13 protein-coding genes are annotated in these 15,664 nt (G+C 70.2%); 9 read left to right on the top strand and 4 right to left on the bottom strand.

Annotated features, from left to right (window positions below):
* Positions 1-40: 40 nt before the first annotated feature.
* The 4 genes from ACS5PV_RS12315 to ACS5PV_RS12330 are packed head-to-tail and all read left to right on the top strand — an operon-like array spanning position 41 to position 5,359.
* Entirely contained in the window at positions 41-919 is an 879-nt protein-coding gene (locus tag ACS5PV_RS12315) for a branched-chain amino acid ABC transporter permease (RefSeq protein WP_455395613.1), read from the top strand.
* A gap of 5 nt (positions 920-924) precedes the next feature.
* Entirely contained in the window at positions 925-3,450 is a 2,526-nt protein-coding gene (locus ACS5PV_RS12320) for a branched-chain amino acid ABC transporter ATP-binding protein/permease (protein WP_455395614.1), read from the top strand.
* Positions 3,451-3,491: 41 nt separating this feature from the next.
* Positions 3,492-4,418, top strand: coding sequence for a 3-hydroxyacyl-CoA dehydrogenase (locus ACS5PV_RS12325; RefSeq protein WP_455395615.1), 927 nt, complete (start codon positions 3,492-3,494; stop codon positions 4,416-4,418).
* Positions 4,419-4,429: 11 nt separating this feature from the next.
* Positions 4,430-5,359: a 3-keto-5-aminohexanoate cleavage protein gene (locus ACS5PV_RS12330; protein ID WP_455395616.1), complete on the top strand. Its 930-nt coding sequence runs from the start codon at positions 4,430-4,432 to the stop codon at positions 5,357-5,359.
* Between the two features lie 244 nt (positions 5,360-5,603).
* Here the strand turns inward: ACS5PV_RS12330 and ACS5PV_RS12335 are convergent, their stop codons facing one another.
* From ACS5PV_RS12335 to ACS5PV_RS12350, 4 genes are all read right to left on the bottom strand, one after another.
* The gene (locus tag ACS5PV_RS12335) at positions 5,604-6,623 is read right to left on the bottom strand and encodes an SMP-30/gluconolactonase/LRE family protein (RefSeq protein WP_455395617.1); all 1,020 of its coding nucleotides are present in this window, start codon (positions 6,621-6,623) and stop codon (positions 5,604-5,606) included.
* 370 nt (positions 6,624-6,993) lie between these two features.
* The gene (locus tag ACS5PV_RS12340; RefSeq protein ID WP_455395618.1) at positions 6,994-7,383 is read right to left on the bottom strand and encodes a helix-turn-helix domain-containing protein; all 390 of its coding nucleotides are present in this window, start codon (positions 7,381-7,383) and stop codon (positions 6,994-6,996) included.
* Positions 7,365-7,634 carry a BrnT family toxin gene (locus ACS5PV_RS12345; RefSeq protein ID WP_455395619.1) on the bottom strand — a complete coding sequence of 90 codons (270 nt, stop codon included), beginning with the start codon at positions 7,632-7,634 and terminating at the stop codon, positions 7,365-7,367. Before ACS5PV_RS12345 ends, ACS5PV_RS12340 begins: the two co-directional genes overlap by 19 nt.
* A gap of 87 nt (positions 7,635-7,721) precedes the next feature.
* On the bottom strand, positions 7,722-8,792 hold the full coding sequence (locus ACS5PV_RS12350) for a malate/lactate/ureidoglycolate dehydrogenase (RefSeq protein WP_455395620.1): 1,071 nt from the start codon (positions 8,790-8,792) through the stop codon (positions 7,722-7,724).
* Between the two features lie 234 nt (positions 8,793-9,026).
* Between ACS5PV_RS12350 and ACS5PV_RS12355 the strand changes: the two genes are divergently transcribed.
* The 5 genes from ACS5PV_RS12355 to ACS5PV_RS12375 all read left to right on the top strand — a co-directional run bounded on the left by ACS5PV_RS12355 (position 9,027) and on the right by ACS5PV_RS12375 (position 15,650).
* Complete coding sequence (locus ACS5PV_RS12355; protein WP_455395621.1) at positions 9,027-10,190, top strand: ABC transporter substrate-binding protein; 1,164 nt, start codon at positions 9,027-9,029, stop codon at positions 10,188-10,190.
* Between the two features lie 101 nt (positions 10,191-10,291).
* Complete coding sequence (locus ACS5PV_RS12360) at positions 10,292-11,167, top strand: branched-chain amino acid ABC transporter permease (protein ID WP_455395622.1); 876 nt, start codon at positions 10,292-10,294, stop codon at positions 11,165-11,167.
* A complete protein-coding gene (locus ACS5PV_RS12365; protein ID WP_455395623.1) occupies positions 11,164-12,993 on the top strand; it encodes a branched-chain amino acid ABC transporter ATP-binding protein/permease in 1,830 nt (609 codons plus the stop codon). The genes ACS5PV_RS12360 and ACS5PV_RS12365 overlap by 4 nt, the downstream gene beginning before the upstream one ends.
* Positions 12,994-13,009: 16 nt before the next feature.
* Complete coding sequence (locus ACS5PV_RS12370; RefSeq protein WP_455395624.1) at positions 13,010-13,753, top strand: ABC transporter ATP-binding protein; 744 nt, start codon at positions 13,010-13,012, stop codon at positions 13,751-13,753.
* Between the two features lie 343 nt (positions 13,754-14,096).
* Complete coding sequence (locus tag ACS5PV_RS12375) at positions 14,097-15,650, top strand: UxaA family hydrolase (RefSeq protein ID WP_455395625.1); 1,554 nt, start codon at positions 14,097-14,099, stop codon at positions 15,648-15,650.
* The last annotated feature ends 14 nt before the right edge of the window (positions 15,651-15,664 follow it).

Below are 15,664 nucleotides of genomic sequence, written 5' to 3' on the forward strand. Positions count from 1 at the left end.
GGGCGTGATCGATATTCGCAAAATCCTGAAGGAAGCGGTCGTGCTCCTCCTCACCCTCGCCGTCGAGCAAGTCGTCAACGGCCTCTTCCTCGGCGCGATCTACCTGCTGATCGCGCTCGGCCTGTCGCTGATCTTCAGCTTGGGCGGCATCGTCAACCTGGCCCACGGCGCGTTCTACGCGATCGGCGCCTACCTGACGATCGTGCTCTCCCCTTACCTCGGTTTCGGCGGCTCGCTCGTGGCCGCCCCCGTCCTCGTCGCGGTGCTCGGCCTCGTGATCGAGCGCTTTCTGTTCCGTCGGTTCTACCGCGCCGACCCGATCCTCTCGCTGCTCCTCACCTTCGGCCTCGCCATGGTGGCCGAGCAGGCCCTGCGGATGGTGTTCGGCGCACCGCCCCTGCCCTACGCGATCCCGCAAGGCTTGCGCGGCCAGATCTTCGTCGGCGACTTCGTGTTGTCGCGCTACCGGCTCACCATCCTGGCGGCGGTGGTCGTGGCGGTGGCCGGAATCTGGTTCCTGCTCCAGCGCACGACGTTCGGGCGGGTGGTCCGGGCCGGGGTCCAGAACCCCGACATGGTCGCCGCGCTCGGCATCTCGCTCAAACCCTACATGGCGACGGTGGTGGGCGTGAGCGTCGGCCTCGCGGCGCTCGCCGGCGTGATGCTGGCGCCGATCTCCGGCGTGCATCCGGCGATGGGCGCCGAAGTCCTCACCGGCGCCTTCGTGGTGGTGGTGATCGGGGGCCTCGGCTCGTTCTGGGGCGTGGTGCTCGCCGCCCTCATCGTCGGGGTGGTGCGCGGCCTGATGGTGCTGGTCTATCCGGGCTTCGCCGAGGCGGCGATCTACGCCCTGATGGCGGTCATCCTGCTGGTGCGGCCGCGCGGCCTCCTCGGCGAGCGCATCCTGCGGTTCGAGTGACGGCCATGACCGACCGCAGCGACCGCCTCACCCTGCCGCTCCTCGCGCTCGCCCTCGCGGCCCTGCCGTTCGGCCTGCAAGCCCTCGGCCTCACCCTCACCTCGGCCACCGACGTCGTGGTGTTCGCGGTGGCCTGCCTCGGGCTCAACATCCTGGTCGGGCAGACCGGGCTCGTCTCCTTCGGCCACGGCGCCTTCTTCGGGCTCGGCGCCTACGCGGCGGCGATCGGGCAGCGCCAGCTGTTTCCCGGCACCCTGCTGCCGCCGCTCCTGTTCGCCCTCGCCGTCGTGGCCGCCGCGTCGGTGCTCCTCGGGCTGCTGATCCTGCGCCGGCGCGGCGTCTACTTCTCGCTCCTGACGCTGGCGCTGTCGGCGCTCTCCTTCACGGTCGCCTTCCGCTGGACGGCGCTCACCGGCGGCGAGAGCGGCTATGGCGGCGTCGAGCGGACGCGGTTCCTCGGGCTCGACCTCGATTCGGCCTGGACCTGGTACGGGCTCGTGGCCCTCACCGGCTTTGCGGTCACCTGGGGGCTCGCGCGCTTCCGGCGCTCGCCGGTCGGCACGGTGCTGGAGGCGATCCGCGAGAACGAGCAGCGGGCGCGCTTCCTCGGCTACCCGACCAACCGCTACAAGCTCCTCGCCTTCGCGGTCTCGGCCACCGTGACGGGGCTCGCCGGCGCTTTGAGCGTCTTCACCCACCGCTTCGCCTCGGCCGAGCCCCTGGGCACCGCCTTCTCGGGCGAGTTGCTCGCCATGGTGGTGATCGGCGGGATGCGCGGCCTCGCCGGACCGGTCATCGGCGCCCTGTTCTTCATCCTGTTTCGCGAGATGCTGTCGATCTGGACTGCCAACTGGCTGTTCTGGTTCGGCCTCCTGTTCGTCGGCTTCATCCTGTTCTCGCCCGACGGGCTCGTCGGCATCGGCCGGCGCGTGTGGCGCATGGTGCGCCCGCCCGCCACCGAGGACGCCGCCATGGCCGGCCGCCGGGCGGGCGTGCCTGAGAACCTTCCCACCTTCCTGCGGCCGGACGGCGTGGTCGACGGGGTGATCCTGGCCGCGCGCGGCATCGCCAAGCGCTTCGGGGGCCTGAAAGCGGTCGACGGCGTCACGATCGCGGTCCGCGACCGGACGCTGCACGCGCTGATCGGCCCGAACGGCGCCGGCAAGACCACCGCCTTCAACCTGATCTCCGGGATGTACCGGCCGGATGCCGGCACCGTGACCCTCGCCGAGCGCTCCATCGCCGGCTTCGCGCCGGAGCGGATCTGCGAGGCCGGCATCGGGCGCTCGTTCCAGATCACCAACCTGTTCCCGGCCCTCACCGTCGAGGACAACATCCGGCTCGCCGTGCAGGGGCGCCGCCCCGGCCGGTTCAACCCCTGGCGCGATGCGAGCAGCGACCGTGAGGCGGCGGCCGAGACCGCCGAGATCCTGCGCTGGCTCGGCCTCGCCGGGCTGGAGCGGGCCGAGGCCGGTTCGCTCTCCTACGGCGGCCAGCGCCTCCTCGACATGGGGGTGGCGCTCGCCACCAAGCCCCGGGTCCTGCTCCTCGACGAGCCGCTGGCGGGCTTGGCCGCCGCCGAGCGCACCCGCATCGGCGACATCATCAAGCGGATCTCGACCGAGGTGCCGGTCCTGATGGTCGAGCACGACATCGACCGGGTGTTCCAGATCGCCGACGCCGTCACGGTGATGAACGAGGGCACGGTGCTGGTCGACGGCACCGTGGAGGATGCCCGCACAAGCCCCAAAGTGCAGGAGGTCTATATAGGATCGGGCACCGCCGCGATGGCGGCGCGGGCCCGCCCGAGCGCTGCCGAGCCGCAGGTGCTGCTGGCGCTGGAGGGCGTCGACACCTTCTACGGCAAGAGCCACATCCTCGCGGGCGTGACCTTCGACGTCCGCGCCCACGAGATCGTGGCGCTGCTCGGCCGCAACGGCGCCGGCAAGTCGACCTGCCTCAAGACCATCACGGGGCTCAGCCCCCACGCCGCCGGCCACATCCGGCTCGGGACCGACAGTCTCGACGGCCGCTCGGCGGCGGCGATCGCCCGGGCCGGCATCGGCTACGTGCCGCAGGGGCGCGGCCTGTTTGCCGGCATGAGCGTCGCCGAGAACCTGGAGCTCGGCCGGCTCAAGCGGCGCACCGGCAACGGCGTGCACTGGGACGAGGAGCGGGTGCTGTCCTACTTCCCGCGCCTGCGCGAGCGCTGGCGCACCCCGGCCGACTACCTGTCGGGCGGCGAGCAGCAGATGGTGGCAGTGGCCCGTGCGCTCTCCGGCGACGTGCGGGTGCTGCTCCTCGACGAGCCGTTCGAGGGGCTGGCGCCGGCGGTGGTCGAGAGCCTGTTCGAGACCTTCGATTCCTTGCGCCGCGAGGTCTCGATCGTCATCGTCGACCACAACCTCGACCTCGCCCTCGCCCTCTCCGACCGCACGGTGGCCCTGGAGCGCGGCCGGGTGATGCATACCGGCCCCTCGCAGGCCCTGCGCGACGATCTCGGCTTGCGCCGTCAGGTGCTGTGGCTGTGAGTTCTTCGTCTATGATCCGCCACGAGGGAGATTCGTCGCCGATGCCAACCATCGCCGTCGTCGGGGCCGGGCTGATCGGCCGGTCCTGGGCCGTGGTCTTCGCCCGGTCCGGGTTCGACGTCCGCCTCACCGACCTTCACCCGGCGGCGCTCGACGCCTCGCCCGGTCACATCGAGGCGGCGTTGCGCCAGCTTGAGACCCACGGCCTCGTCGCCGACATGCCGGCGGCGCTCGGCCGGATCCGGACCTGCCCGACCCTCGCCGAGGCGGTGGCCGGCGCCGACCTCGTGCAGGAGAACGGGCCGGAGACGCTGGAGGCCAAGCGCGCGCTGTTTGCCGAGCTCGATTCCCTCTGCGACCCCTCCACGATCCTTGCCTCCTCGACCTCGGCCATCGTCGCGTCGCTGTTCACCGAAGGCCTCGCGGGCCGGGCCCGCTGCCTCGTCGGCCACCCGGTCAACCCGCCCCACCTCGTGCCGGTGGTCGAACTCTGTGGCGCGCCCTGGACCGATCCGGCGGTGGTGGAGCGCGCCCGCGCCCTGTACGAGGCCGCCGGCCAGGCGCCGGTGACGGTGCATCGCGAGGTCGAGGGCTTCGTGCTCAACCGGCTGCAAGGGGCTCTGCTCTCGGAGGCGTTCCGCCTCGTCGCCGAGGGCGTGGTGAGCCCGGCCGACCTCGACAGGACCGTCGCCGAGGGCTTAGGCCTGCGCTGGTCCTTCCTCGGGCCCTTCGCCACGATCGACCTCAACGCGCCCGGGGGCCTCGCCGACTACGCCGCGCGCTACGGCGGCTTCTACGGCCGGCTCGCCGCCGATCCGGCCCCCGCCTCGGTGTGGTCGCCGGAGAACGCCGCCCGCATCGCCGCCGCCTGGGACGGCGGGCCCGATCCCGCCCCGCCGGCGGAGCGCAGCCGCCGCCGCGACGCGCGGCTCGCCGCACTCATGGCGCACAAGCGCGCCCAATCTTGAGGAGGAGCCCAATGGCCAAGAGAAAAGTCGTCATCACCTGCGCTGTCACCGGCGCGATCCACACCCCCTCGATGTCGCCGCACCTGCCGGTGACGCCGGACCAGATCGCCGAGGCCGCGATCGGCGCGGCGGAGGCCGGCGCGGCGATCGTCCACCTGCACGCCCGCGACCCGAAGACCGGCAAGCCCGACCAGTCGCCGCAAGCCTTCGAGCCGTTCCTGAAGGTCATCAAGCAGCGCTCGAACTGCGTGGTGAACCTCACCACCGGCGGCGCCCCGACCATGGGCATCGACGAGCGCCTCGGCCCGGCCGCCCACTTCAAGCCTGAGGTCGCCTCGCTCAACATGGGGTCGATGAATTTCGGCCTCTACCCGATGCTGTCGCGGTTCAAGACCTTCCAGCATGACTGGGAGCAGCCCTATCTTGAGGGCTCGCGCGATCGGATATTCAAGAACACGTTCGCCGATATCGAGTACATCCTCACCACCTGCGCCGAGAACGGCACCCGGTTCGAGGTCGAGTGCTACGACATCGGCCACCTCTACACGCTGGCCCACTTCGCCGACCGCGGCGTGATCAAGCCGCCGTTCTTCGTCCAGAGCGTGTTCGGGATCCTCGGCGGCATCGGCCAGCACCCGGAGGACGTCCAGCACATGAAGCGCACCGCCGACCGGCTGTTCGGCGACGATTACCGCTGGTCGGTGCTGGGCGCGGGCCGCAACCAGATGACCATCGCCGCCCAGGCGATCGCGCTCGGCGGCAACGTCCGGGTCGGGCTCGAGGATTCGCTGTGGATCGGGGCCGGCCAGATCGCCGAGTCCAATGCCCAGCAGGTCACGAAGGTACGCCAGATCATCGAGGGGCTGGGGCTGGACGTCGCGACCCCGGACGACGCGCGCGAGATCCTGGCGCTGAAGGGCGGCGACCGGGTGAACTTCTAGTCGTTCACTCGATCGACGCTTGGAGCGGGCTGACGCCCAACCCTCCCCCCTCTGCGGGGGAGGGTGCCACACGGAGTGGGGCGGGAGAGGGGAACCACGGTTCCGGACAGGGCTGAACCGTTCTGACTGGCGCCACCTGGACCATCGTCGCGCTGCCCCTCTCCCGACCCGGCCTCACGGCCGGGCCACCCTCCCCGCAGAGGGGAGAGGGTTCATGCGCGGCGACCGGTATGCCGTAATCTTCTCACGGCACCATCGCCCCCTGCGTATCGACATACACGGCGTAGATCGACGTGCTCGCCGCCATGAACAGCCGGTTCTTCTTCGGTCCGCCGAAGCAGAGATTGGCGCAGGTCTCCGGCAGATGGATCTTGCCGATCAGGTCGCCCGACGGCGTGTAGCAGCGCACCCCGTCCTCCTTCGGGTCGGCCCAGCCCATCGAGCACCAGACGTTGCCCTCGACGTCGGTGCGCACCCCGTCGGTGAAGCCCGGCGCGAAGCCTTCGGCGAAGACCCGGTCGCCGGTGAGCCGGTCGCCCTCGACGGTAAAGGCGCGGATGTTCGCCCGCCCGCCATGGGTGGCGCCGGAATCGACCACGTAGAGGATCTTCTCGTCGGGCGAGAAGGCCAGCCCGTTCGGCCGGTCGATCCCTTCCGCCGCCACCTTGGCCTGCCCGGTCGCCGGATCGAGGCGGTAGACTCGGGTCGGGAGTTCGGCCTTGTCCTTGTGGCCCTCGTAGTTGCCGTCGATGCCGTAGCCCGGATCGGTGAACCAGACCGCGTTGTCGGCGGCCACCACCACGTCGTTCGGCGCGTTGAGCGGCTTGCCGTCGAACTTGTCGATCAGCACCGTGATCTTGCCGTCGGGCTCGGTGCGGGTGACGCGCCGTGTGTCGTGCTCGCAGGTGATGAGCCGGCCCTGGCGGTCGCGGGTGTTGCCGTTCGAGTAGTTCGCGTTCGCCCGGTAGACGCTGACATGGCCGTTCTCGAGCCAGCGCATGATCCGGTTGTTCGGGATGTCGCTCCACAACAGGTAGCCGCCGTCGCGGAAGTAGACCGGGCCCTCGGCCCAGCGGAAACCCGTGGCGATGCGCTCGATGGCAGCATTGCCGACCTTGTAGCGGAAGCGCTTGTCCAGCGCCTCGACCCGCGGGTCGGGATAGCGGGTGCCCGGCAGGTCGCCGAGGGGCAGCCGGTCGGCCCGCGCAGCGACCGTGGTCGCGGTGAGCGCGGCGGCGCCCGCGAGGACGTCACGTCGGTTCATCACTCGTCTCCTCCCGTCCGGTCTTCGCGCCGGACGGGGCGATTGTACGGAAGCCCGGCGCGGTGTCTCGTGGTTTTCTGGTCGATGAGGCAATGTTGCCCCGGTCGGACGCGCGAGACCGAAGTGCGGCTGGGGGCGGCGGAACGGCTCGCGATGCGGTCAAGCCTGGCGGCAGCCAGCGGGTCCGCCCTCTGTCGGGATCCGCACCCGATCGTGTAGAGGCCGGCATCATCCAGTCGACCGACGAGACCATTCCGCACGAGCGCATGGACACTCTGTCCGTCCTCCTCGACATCATCGACGGCATGCCGGCGGACATGCTGTCCGATCTGCATGCGACCTGCCGGAGGAGCGTGACGAGCAGTGACGCCTACCGGGGTGGCGGTGAGCCGTCGGCCTCGTCGCCATCATCGGGACTGAAGCCCGCGCCGAGCGCCGCGAAGGCCGCCTCCGGCTCTCGCGCCACGACGGTCAGCAGGGCGCGGGCCGGCGCGTCCGGCACGGTACGGCCCTGCTCCCAGTTGCGCACCGTCGCTAGAGGGATGTGCAACGCCTCCGCGAACTCTTTCTGCGTCAGGCCGAGGCGGACCCGTACGTCGCGCGGACCCGGCACGACCCGCACGGCCTTCGGCTCGAGTTCGGGGTCGAACCCGTCCTCCTCCTGATAGGCCCTGATATCCTCTTCGGTCGTTGCATCCAGCTTGGCTTCGTCCACCCGGGGGCGATGCAGAAGCGCCTGGCTCAGACTGAATTTCGCCATCGTGCGCGCTCCTTCCTGTTCGACGGCCAGGCGGTGATGATCCAGCGCACCGGCCCCCGATCCGTGTAGACGACGGTGTAGAACCTGCCCCCGACCTCGCCGACCGCGATCATGCGAGGCTCGCCGTAGGCTTGGCGCAGGTCCTGCCACTCGACAGTCCGGCCGAGGAAGATTCCGACGGCATCCTCGAAGCCGAAGCCGCGCTCCACGCGCACCTTCTCGTTCTTCTCGTCGTGCCAATCGAAATCCAAGCGGCAAGGTAAGCTTACAGCGCACCTGCCGCAAGGTGTACTTGCGGGAACGTTGCGGGCTGGCTTCCGTGGAAGCGCACCGTCAGCTCACCCTCGATACGCATCCCCATCCAGCCCGTGCGGCCGTCCCGCCGCCAGCAGCGTCTCCCAGACCGGATCCGGCAGCGGCAGGCCCTCCGCCAGGCGCTGCGCCCGGGTCCGCCGCTCCGGCTCGCCCGGCAGCAGCACCTCGCCCCCCGGCACCGGCCGCGCGCCCTTGAAGAAGTCGAGATAGGCGCGGGTCTCGCGCACCATCGCGTCCTCGGAGCCGAAGGCCTCCGGCGTCATGTAGAGCGACAGCATCCCGTTGCAGAACCGCCGCGGCCCCGGCCCGGCGGTGCCGGATCCCGTGAGCGCGCCGGCGAGCAATTCGCATAGCAGCGCCAGCCCCGAGCCCTTGTGCTCGCCGAAGGCCCGGATCGCGCCGGCGCCCTTGAGATTGTCGCGCTCCGGGCCGTCGAGGAGGCCGTAGAGCGTCGCGGGGTCGCTCGACAGGCGCCCGTCGGGCTCGATCAGCACGCCCTCGGGCAGTTGCTTGCCCCCTTGCGAGGCGACCAGCACCTTGCCCTCGGCCACGGCGGAAGTGGCGAAGTCGAGGATCACCGGCTCGGCGCCCTGGACCGGAAAACCCGCCGCGAAGGGCGCGGTCGAGAAACGCCGGTCGACCGAGCCGAACGGCGCGACGAGGAGGCTCCCCGCCACGTTGACGAAGTGCACCGAGACGAGGCCGGCGGCGGCCGCCTGCTCGGCCCACTCGCCGATGCGGCCGAGATGGCCGGCGTGCCGCAACGCCACGATGGCGACACCGTTCTCCCGGGCTTTCCGGATGCCGAGCTCGGTCGCGAAGGGCCCGGCGGTCTGGCCGAAGCCGTAATGGGCGTCGATCAGCGCGAAGGCCGGACCATCGGTCACCACCTCGGGGGTCTTGTCGGCCTCGACCTCGCCCTCGCGCAGCCACGAGACGTAGCGCGGCACCCGGATCACGCCGTGGCTGTCGTGACCGGTCAGGTTGGCGGCGACGAGGTAGCGGCCGATCCGCTCGGCTTCCGCCTCCGAGCAGCCCTCGCGCGTGAAGATGTCCCGCACGTAGGCGGTCAGGCCGCTGGCTGGGATCTGCATGAAAACTCCTCCCGGTTTCTTGGTTTCTGGCGGCGACAGAGGCGGCCGCGTTCCGGCGCGCGGGAGAATGGCCGCGCCAGCCCCCGCGGTCGAGAGTGTCCGGCGCAGATCTGCCAGGGCATTTTTAATCCGTGCCGGCGACCATCGGGGATGGACATGGCAGCGCTGCCGGTGTCTCATCCGGACCAAGGCCGGGCCTCGAAGCACCGGTCACGTCTCGGGAGGAACATGCCGATGAGGACGACGCGCCGCGTTTTCCTGAAGAGTGCGGCCACGGTCGCGGCCACCGGCCTCGTGGCGCCCTCGATCATCCGGTCCGCCGGCGCTCAGGCGGGCGGCACGATCCGCATCGGCATGGTGCTGCCGGTGACCGGACCCGGCGCCGATGCCGGGCGCTTCGCCCTCAACGGCGCCAAGATCGCCCTGGAGGCGGTCAACAAGGCCGGCGGCGTGCTCGGCAAGCCGATGGAGCTCGTCACCGAGGACGACCAGACCACCAATCCGGGCGCGGTGCTGGCCTTCTCGAAGCTCGCCTCGCAGCCCGACCTCGTGGCGTTCCTCGGCTCGATCCGCTCGACCCAGAACCACGCCATGGCGCCGGACATCCTCAAGACCGGAAAGCCCGTGGCCTTCGGCGGCACCGACCCGGTCCTGACCCAGCTCGGCAATCCCTGGCTGTTCCGCTTCCGCCCGAACGACAGCTTCTCGGCCCGCGTGATCGCCGAGTACGGCGTGACGAGCCTCAACAAGAAGAAGTGGGCGATCATCCACTCGACCGACGCCTTCGGCACCAGCGGCGCCAAGGCGCTGACCGAGGCCCTGGCTAAGTCGGGGGCGACGGTGGCGCTCGACCAGGGCTACTCGAACCAGAGCCAGGACTTCACCCCGGTGGTGCTGGCGATCCGCCAGTCCGGCGCCGACGTGATCGGCTCGTACTTCACCTTCGAGAACGATCTCGGCATCTTCGCCCGGCAATTGCGCCAGCTCGGCGTGCAGGCGCCGTGGGTCGGCTCGGCCTCGATCGTCAACGTCACGGCGCTCAAGCTCGCCGGTCCCTCGCTCTACAACACCTACGGCGTGGCCGACTACGCCGAGGAATCGAGCGACGCGGCGCGCAATTTCGGCAAGGCCTACCGGGCGGTGATGAAGCTCGCCCCCGACAACCAGTCGTCCTGGACCTTCGACGCCGTGACGGTGCTGGCGAAAGCCATCAACGCCGCCGGCAAGACCGACCCGAAGGCGATCCGCGAGGCGCTGCTCGCGGTGCGCGGCCACGAGGGGGCGGAGGGCACCTACAACTTCGACCAGAACGGCGACGGCCTGCACGGCTACAACGTGGTGCGCAACGACAAGGGCAACATCGTCTTCGACAAGCGCATCGACTTCTACAAGGCCTGAGCTTCGGAAAGCCCGAGCGGGACGGCGACGCGCCGTCCCGACGCCGTTTCGTCCGCTCGTTCGGCGGCACGACCTTCTCATCCGTTCCGGGGCGGGCCCGCATGGACCTCATCCTCCAGCTTCTGTTCACAGGCGTCGGCATCGGCGCCGTCTACGCGCTCGTCGCGCTCGGCTTCGTGCTGATCTTCCGCGCCACCAACGTGGTGAACTTCGCCCAGGGCGAGTTCTCGATGGTGGCGGCCTTCCTGATGGTGGTCTTCGCCGTCGACCTGCAATGGCCGTACTGGCTGTCGTTCCTGCTCGCCATAGGCGGCATGGCGGCGCTGGGGGCCCTGTTCAACCTCGGCGTCTACTATCCGCTGCGCCACCGCACCTACCTGCCGGTGATCATCTCGACGATCGGCGCCTCGATCTTCCTCGCCAACACCACGCTCGCCCTCTACGGGCCGCAGCCGCAGGTGCTGCCGCCGGTCTTCGAGACGCAAGGCTTTCTGGTCGGCCCGGTCTTCCTCGACACCCAGTACCTGCTCATCATCGCCGTCACCGCGGTGCTGGTGGCGTTCCAGTACTGGTTCTTCGAGCACACCCTGATCGGCAAGAAGCTCCAGGCGACCTCGCAGGACAAGGAGATGGCGGCCCTTCTCGGCATCCCGGTCGCCGGGATGATCATGCTGACCTTCGTCTACAGCGCGGTTCTCGGCGGCATCGCCGGCATCCTGGTGGCGCCGGTCCTGTTCGTGTCGATCCAGATGGGCGCCACGATCGCGCTGAAAGCCTTCGCCGCCACCATCATCGGCGGCTTCGGCGACGTGACCGGTGCGATCATCGGCGGGCTCGCTCTCGGCATCATCGAGACCTTCGGGGCGGCCTACGTCTCGGTGCCCTACAAGGACGCCTTCGCGTTCATCGTCCTCGTCGCCTTCCTGGCCTTCCGCCCGCAGGGCATCTTCGGCGAACGCATCGCGGAGAAAGCATGACCGGCTCCCCTCGCCCCGTCGCGGCGGACCCGGTGTCCGTCTCTCCCGCTCGCCGCTTCCCCGTCGGCACCCTCGCCTACGTCGCCCTCGTCGCGGTCGCGGTGTTCCTCGCCGCTACGACGCCGTTCAGCGGCTACGTGCTCAACATCCTGATGCAGGCCGCGACCTACGCCATCGCGGTCATCGGGCTCACGGTCGTGCTGGGGCTGTGCGGGCAGATCAACCTGGCGCAGGCCGCGTTCTTCGGCATCGGCGCCTACGCGGTCGGCCTCGGCACGGTCGATCTCGGGATCAGCTTCTGGCTCTGCCTGCCGATCGGCCTCGTGCTGGCGCTGATCCTCGGCGCGGTCCTCGGCGCCTCGACGCTGCGGCTCGGCGGCCACTACCTCGCCATGGTGACGATCTCGTTCCAGCAGATCCTGACGCTCATCATGATCAACTGGATCCCGGTCACCCACGGGCCGGACGGCGTGCCGAACATCAAGCGCCCCGGGCTGTTCACCGACGGCCAGAGCTATCTGGCCCTCTGCGTCGTCGTGCTCGCCGCGGTGGCCTACGCGGTCTGGCGGATGCCGAAGACCCGGCTCGGCCGCGCCATGCGGGCGGTGCGCGACAACGAGCTGGCGGCGGGCGTCACCGGCATCGACATCTACCGCACCAAGGTGGCGGCCTTCGCCATCGGGGCGCTGCTCGCGGGCCTGGGCGGCGGGCTGTTTGCCGGCAGCTTCACCTATATCAGCCCGGACCAGTTCTCCTTCGCCGAGTCGGTGGTGTTCCTCACCATGGCGCTCTTGGGCGGCGTCGGCTCGCCGGTCGGCGCGGTGATCGGCACCGGGCTCCTGATCCTGATCCCCGAATGGCTGCGCTTCCTGAAGGAGATCCCGGGCCTGTACCTCGCGATCTACGGCCTCGCGGTGATCCTGATCGTGGTGTTCATGCCGGAAGGCATCTGGGGCTTCCTCGGCGACCAGGTGAAGCGCCTGCGGCCGAAGAAGCCCGCCGCCCCCCGGGCGCAGGACCTCACGCTGACGCAAAGCGCGGCCTCCGCCGCGCCGGTGCTGGAGGTCGAGGGCCTGTCGAAGCATTTCGGCGGCCTGAAGGCCGTGGACGAGGTGAGCTTCACGGTCGCCCGCGGCGGCATCCACGCGCTGATCGGCCCGAACGGATCGGGCAAGACCACGACGCTCAACGTGCTGTCGGGCCTCTACACCCCGACCGGCGGGCGGGTGCGCCTCAACGGCCAGGACATCACCCGCTTCGCGCCGTACCAGCGCGCAGGCTCGGGGCTCGGGCGGACGTTCCAGAACATCCGCCTGTTCCGCTCGATGAGCGCGCTCGAGAACGTGGTGATCGGCGCCGAGCGGCCGGGCAACGGCATCGTGGCGCAGACCCAAGCCTCGCTGGAGGCTCGCGCCCGCGCCGCCCTCGCCTTCGTCGGGCTGGAAGCCCGGGCAGACGAGCCGATCTCGTCCTTTTCCTACGGCCACCAGCGCCTGGTCGAGATCGCCCGGGCGCTGGCCGGCAACCCGGTGCTGCTCCTCCTCGACGAGCCGGCGGCGGGCCTCAACTCGACCGAGAAGAACGCGCTCACCGTGCTCCTGCGCCGGATGGCGGCCAAGGGCCTGACCATCCTCATCATCGACCACGACATGACCCTGGTGAGCGATGTGGCGAGCCACATCACCGTGCTGAACTTCGGCCGGCGCATCGCCGACGGGGTGACGGCCACGGTTCTGCGCGAGCCGGCGGTGATCGAGGCCTATCTCGGCCAGGAGAGTACCGAGGGGCCGAATGTCGGCCTCGCGACCGACCTCGCGACGGCGTGACGAGCAGGAGACACGGATGGCACTCCTGGAAATCCGCGACCTGACCGTACGCTACGGCGAGATCGAGGCCGTGCGCGGCATCTCGTTCTCGGTCGAGGCCGGCGAGGTCGTGACCCTGCTCGGCTCCAACGGCGCCGGCAAGTCGACGACGCTGAAGACCATCTCGGGCCTGGTGAAGCCGGCCGGCGGCGAGGTGCTGTTCGAGGGGCAATCGCTCTTAGGCCTCAAACCCGAGGAGATCGTGCGCCGCGGCGTGGCGCACGTGCCGGAGGGGCGCCGGGTCTTCCCGGGCCTCACGGTGCGCGAGAACATCATGCTCGGCGCCTCGAACCGGAAGGGGATGACCTCGCGCCAGATCCGCGACGAGGCGGAGGGGATGTTCGAGCTCTTCCCCGACATCCGCCGCTTCGGCGACGCGCTCGGCTGGACGCTCTCGGGCGGCCAGCTCCAGATGGTGGCGCTCGCCCGCGGGCTGATGGCGAAACCCCGCATCCTGCTCCTCGACGAGCCGTCGCTGGGCTTGGCCCCGGTGATCGTCCAGGCGGTGTTTTCGATCATCGCCGAGGTGCGCCGACGCGGCACCACCGTGCTTCTCGTCGAGCAGAACGCCCGCATGGGCCTCTCGGTCGCCGACCGCGGCTACGTGCTGGAGACCGGCCAGCTGGTGCTCAGCGGCGAGCCGCAGGCGCTCTGGGCCAACGACGATATCCGGGCGGCGTATCTCGGCGGGCGGGCGAAGGCGGAGGCGTTGGCGCATTGAGGATGAGGTCGGAGGCGCGGCAGCGACGGCCGAGAGCATGAACCCTTCCCCCTCTGCGGGGGAGGGTGGCCTGCGGAGCAGGCCGGGAGAGGTGACGCCGCTTCCGGAGCGATCGCGACCGTGGTGACGGGCGCCACCTGGATCAGCGTCGCGCTGCCCCTCTCCCGCCCCAGCGCGAGTGCTTCGCACTCGCCGTGGGGCACCCTCCCCGCAGAGGGGGGAGGGTTCATGCGCTCAGCCGTCGTCCCCGAACTCGCGCAACCGGCTGTACCGCGATCGACGGCATTCCGGACCGCCTCAAGCGGCCGTATGGTTCAAAGAAATTCTCCAAAGGTCCCGACCCATGTCCACCCCCACGCCGCTCCACCCCACCAACCCCCGCATCGTGCGCCTCAGCCCCGAGGACAACGTCGTGGTGGTGGTGGACCCGATCGTGCCCGGGGCCACCGTCGAGGGCGTGACCGCCTCGGCTCGCGTGCCGCGGGGCCACAAGTTCGCGGTCGTGGCGATCCCTTCAGGGGCGCCGATCCGCAAGTTCGGCCAGATCATCGGATTCGCCAGCCGCGCCATCGATCCGGGCGAGTGGGTGCACGAGCACAATGTGGGCCTCGGCGAGGACAAGGGTGATTTCGCGCGCGACTACCGCTTCTGCGAGGAGGCGCGCCCCGTCGCGATGGTGCCGGAAGCCCAGCGCGCCACCTTCGAGGGCTACCGCCGGGCCGACGGCCGGGTCGGCACCCGCAACTACGTCGGCGTGCTGACCTCGGTGAACTGCTCGGCCACGGTCGCGCGCTTCATCGCGGAAGAGGCGCGCCGCTCCGGCCTCCTCGACGAGTTTCCGGGCATCGACGGCATCATCCCGCTCACCCACGGCACCGGCTGCGGCTACGACATCCAGGGCGAGGGCGCCGACATCCTCAAGCGCACGCTCTGGGGCTACGCCGCCAACCCGAACATGGGCGGCGTCATCATGGTGGGCCTCGGCTGCGAGGGCCTGCAGATCGACCGCTGGAAGCGCGCTTACGGCATCGAGGAGAGCGAGACCTTCCGCAGCTTCACCATCCAGGATTCCGGCGGCACCCGCCGCACCATCGAGGCCGGCGTCGCGGCGCTCCGCGAGATGCTGCCCGCCGTCGCGAAGGCGAGGCGCGAGACCGTGCCGGCCTCCGAGCTGATGCTGGCGCTGCAATGCGGCGGCTCGGACGGGTATTCGGGCATCACCGCCAACCCGGCGCTCGGCGCGGCGGTCGACCGGCTGGTGGCCGAGGGCGGCACCGCGATCCTGTCCGAGACCCCGGAGATCTACGGCGCCGAGCACCTGCTGACGGCACGGGCCGCGACGCCCGAGATCGGCCACAAGCTCGTCGAGATGATCCACTGGTGGGAGGCCTACACCGCCCGCAACGGCGGGGAGATGAACAACAACCCCTCCCCCGGCAACAAGGCCGGCGGGCTGACCACCATCCTGGAGAAGTCGCTCGGGGCCACCGCCAAGGGCGGCAGCATGAGGCTCGAGGGCGTCTACCGCTACGCCGAGCCGGTGACCGCGAAGGGCTTCGTCTACATGGACACGCCCGGCTTCGACCCGGTGGCCGCCACCGGCCAGGTCGCGGGCGGGGCCAACGTCTTGTGCTTCACCACCGGGCGCGGCTCCGCCTACGGGTGCAAGCCGACCCCGTCGATCAAGCTCGCGACGAACAGCGAGATGTACCGGCGGATGCAGGACGACATGGACATCGATTGCGGCGACGTGCTCGACGGCACCTCGATCGAGGAGAAGGGCCGCGAGATCTTCGAGACGGTCCTGCGGGTGGCGTCCGGCGAGCGCACCAAGTCGGAAGGGTTCGGCTACGGCGATGCCGAGTTCGTGCCCTGGCAGATCGGCGCGGTGATGTAGCCGGCGCGATATGG

The sequence above is a fragment of the Methylobacterium sp. Gmos1 genome (genome assembly GCF_053764715.1).

Coding starts and splice junctions, on each gene's coding strand:
- ACS5PV_RS12320 (WP_455395614.1), top strand. CDS start 925: ATGACCGACCGCAGCGACCGCCTCACCCTGCCGCTCCTCGCGCTCGCC.
- ACS5PV_RS12325 (WP_455395615.1), top strand. CDS start 3,492: ATGCCAACCATCGCCGTCGTCGGGGCCGGGCTGATCGGCCGGTCCTGG.
- ACS5PV_RS12330 (WP_455395616.1), top strand. CDS start 4,430: ATGGCCAAGAGAAAAGTCGTCATCACCTGCGCTGTCACCGGCGCGATC.
- ACS5PV_RS12335 (WP_455395617.1), bottom strand. CDS start 6,623: ATGAACCGACGTGACGTCCTCGCGGGCGCCGCCGCGCTCACCGCGACC.
- ACS5PV_RS12340 (WP_455395618.1), bottom strand. CDS start 7,383: ATGGCGAAATTCAGTCTGAGCCAGGCGCTTCTGCATCGCCCCCGGGTG.
- ACS5PV_RS12350 (WP_455395620.1), bottom strand. CDS start 8,792: ATGCAGATCCCAGCCAGCGGCCTGACCGCCTACGTGCGGGACATCTTC.
- ACS5PV_RS12355 (WP_455395621.1), top strand. CDS start 9,027: ATGAGGACGACGCGCCGCGTTTTCCTGAAGAGTGCGGCCACGGTCGCG.
- ACS5PV_RS12360 (WP_455395622.1), top strand. CDS start 10,292: ATGGACCTCATCCTCCAGCTTCTGTTCACAGGCGTCGGCATCGGCGCC.
- ACS5PV_RS12365 (WP_455395623.1), top strand. CDS start 11,164: ATGACCGGCTCCCCTCGCCCCGTCGCGGCGGACCCGGTGTCCGTCTCT.
- ACS5PV_RS12370 (WP_455395624.1), top strand. CDS start 13,010: ATGGCACTCCTGGAAATCCGCGACCTGACCGTACGCTACGGCGAGATC.
- ACS5PV_RS12375 (WP_455395625.1), top strand. CDS start 14,097: ATGTCCACCCCCACGCCGCTCCACCCCACCAACCCCCGCATCGTGCGC.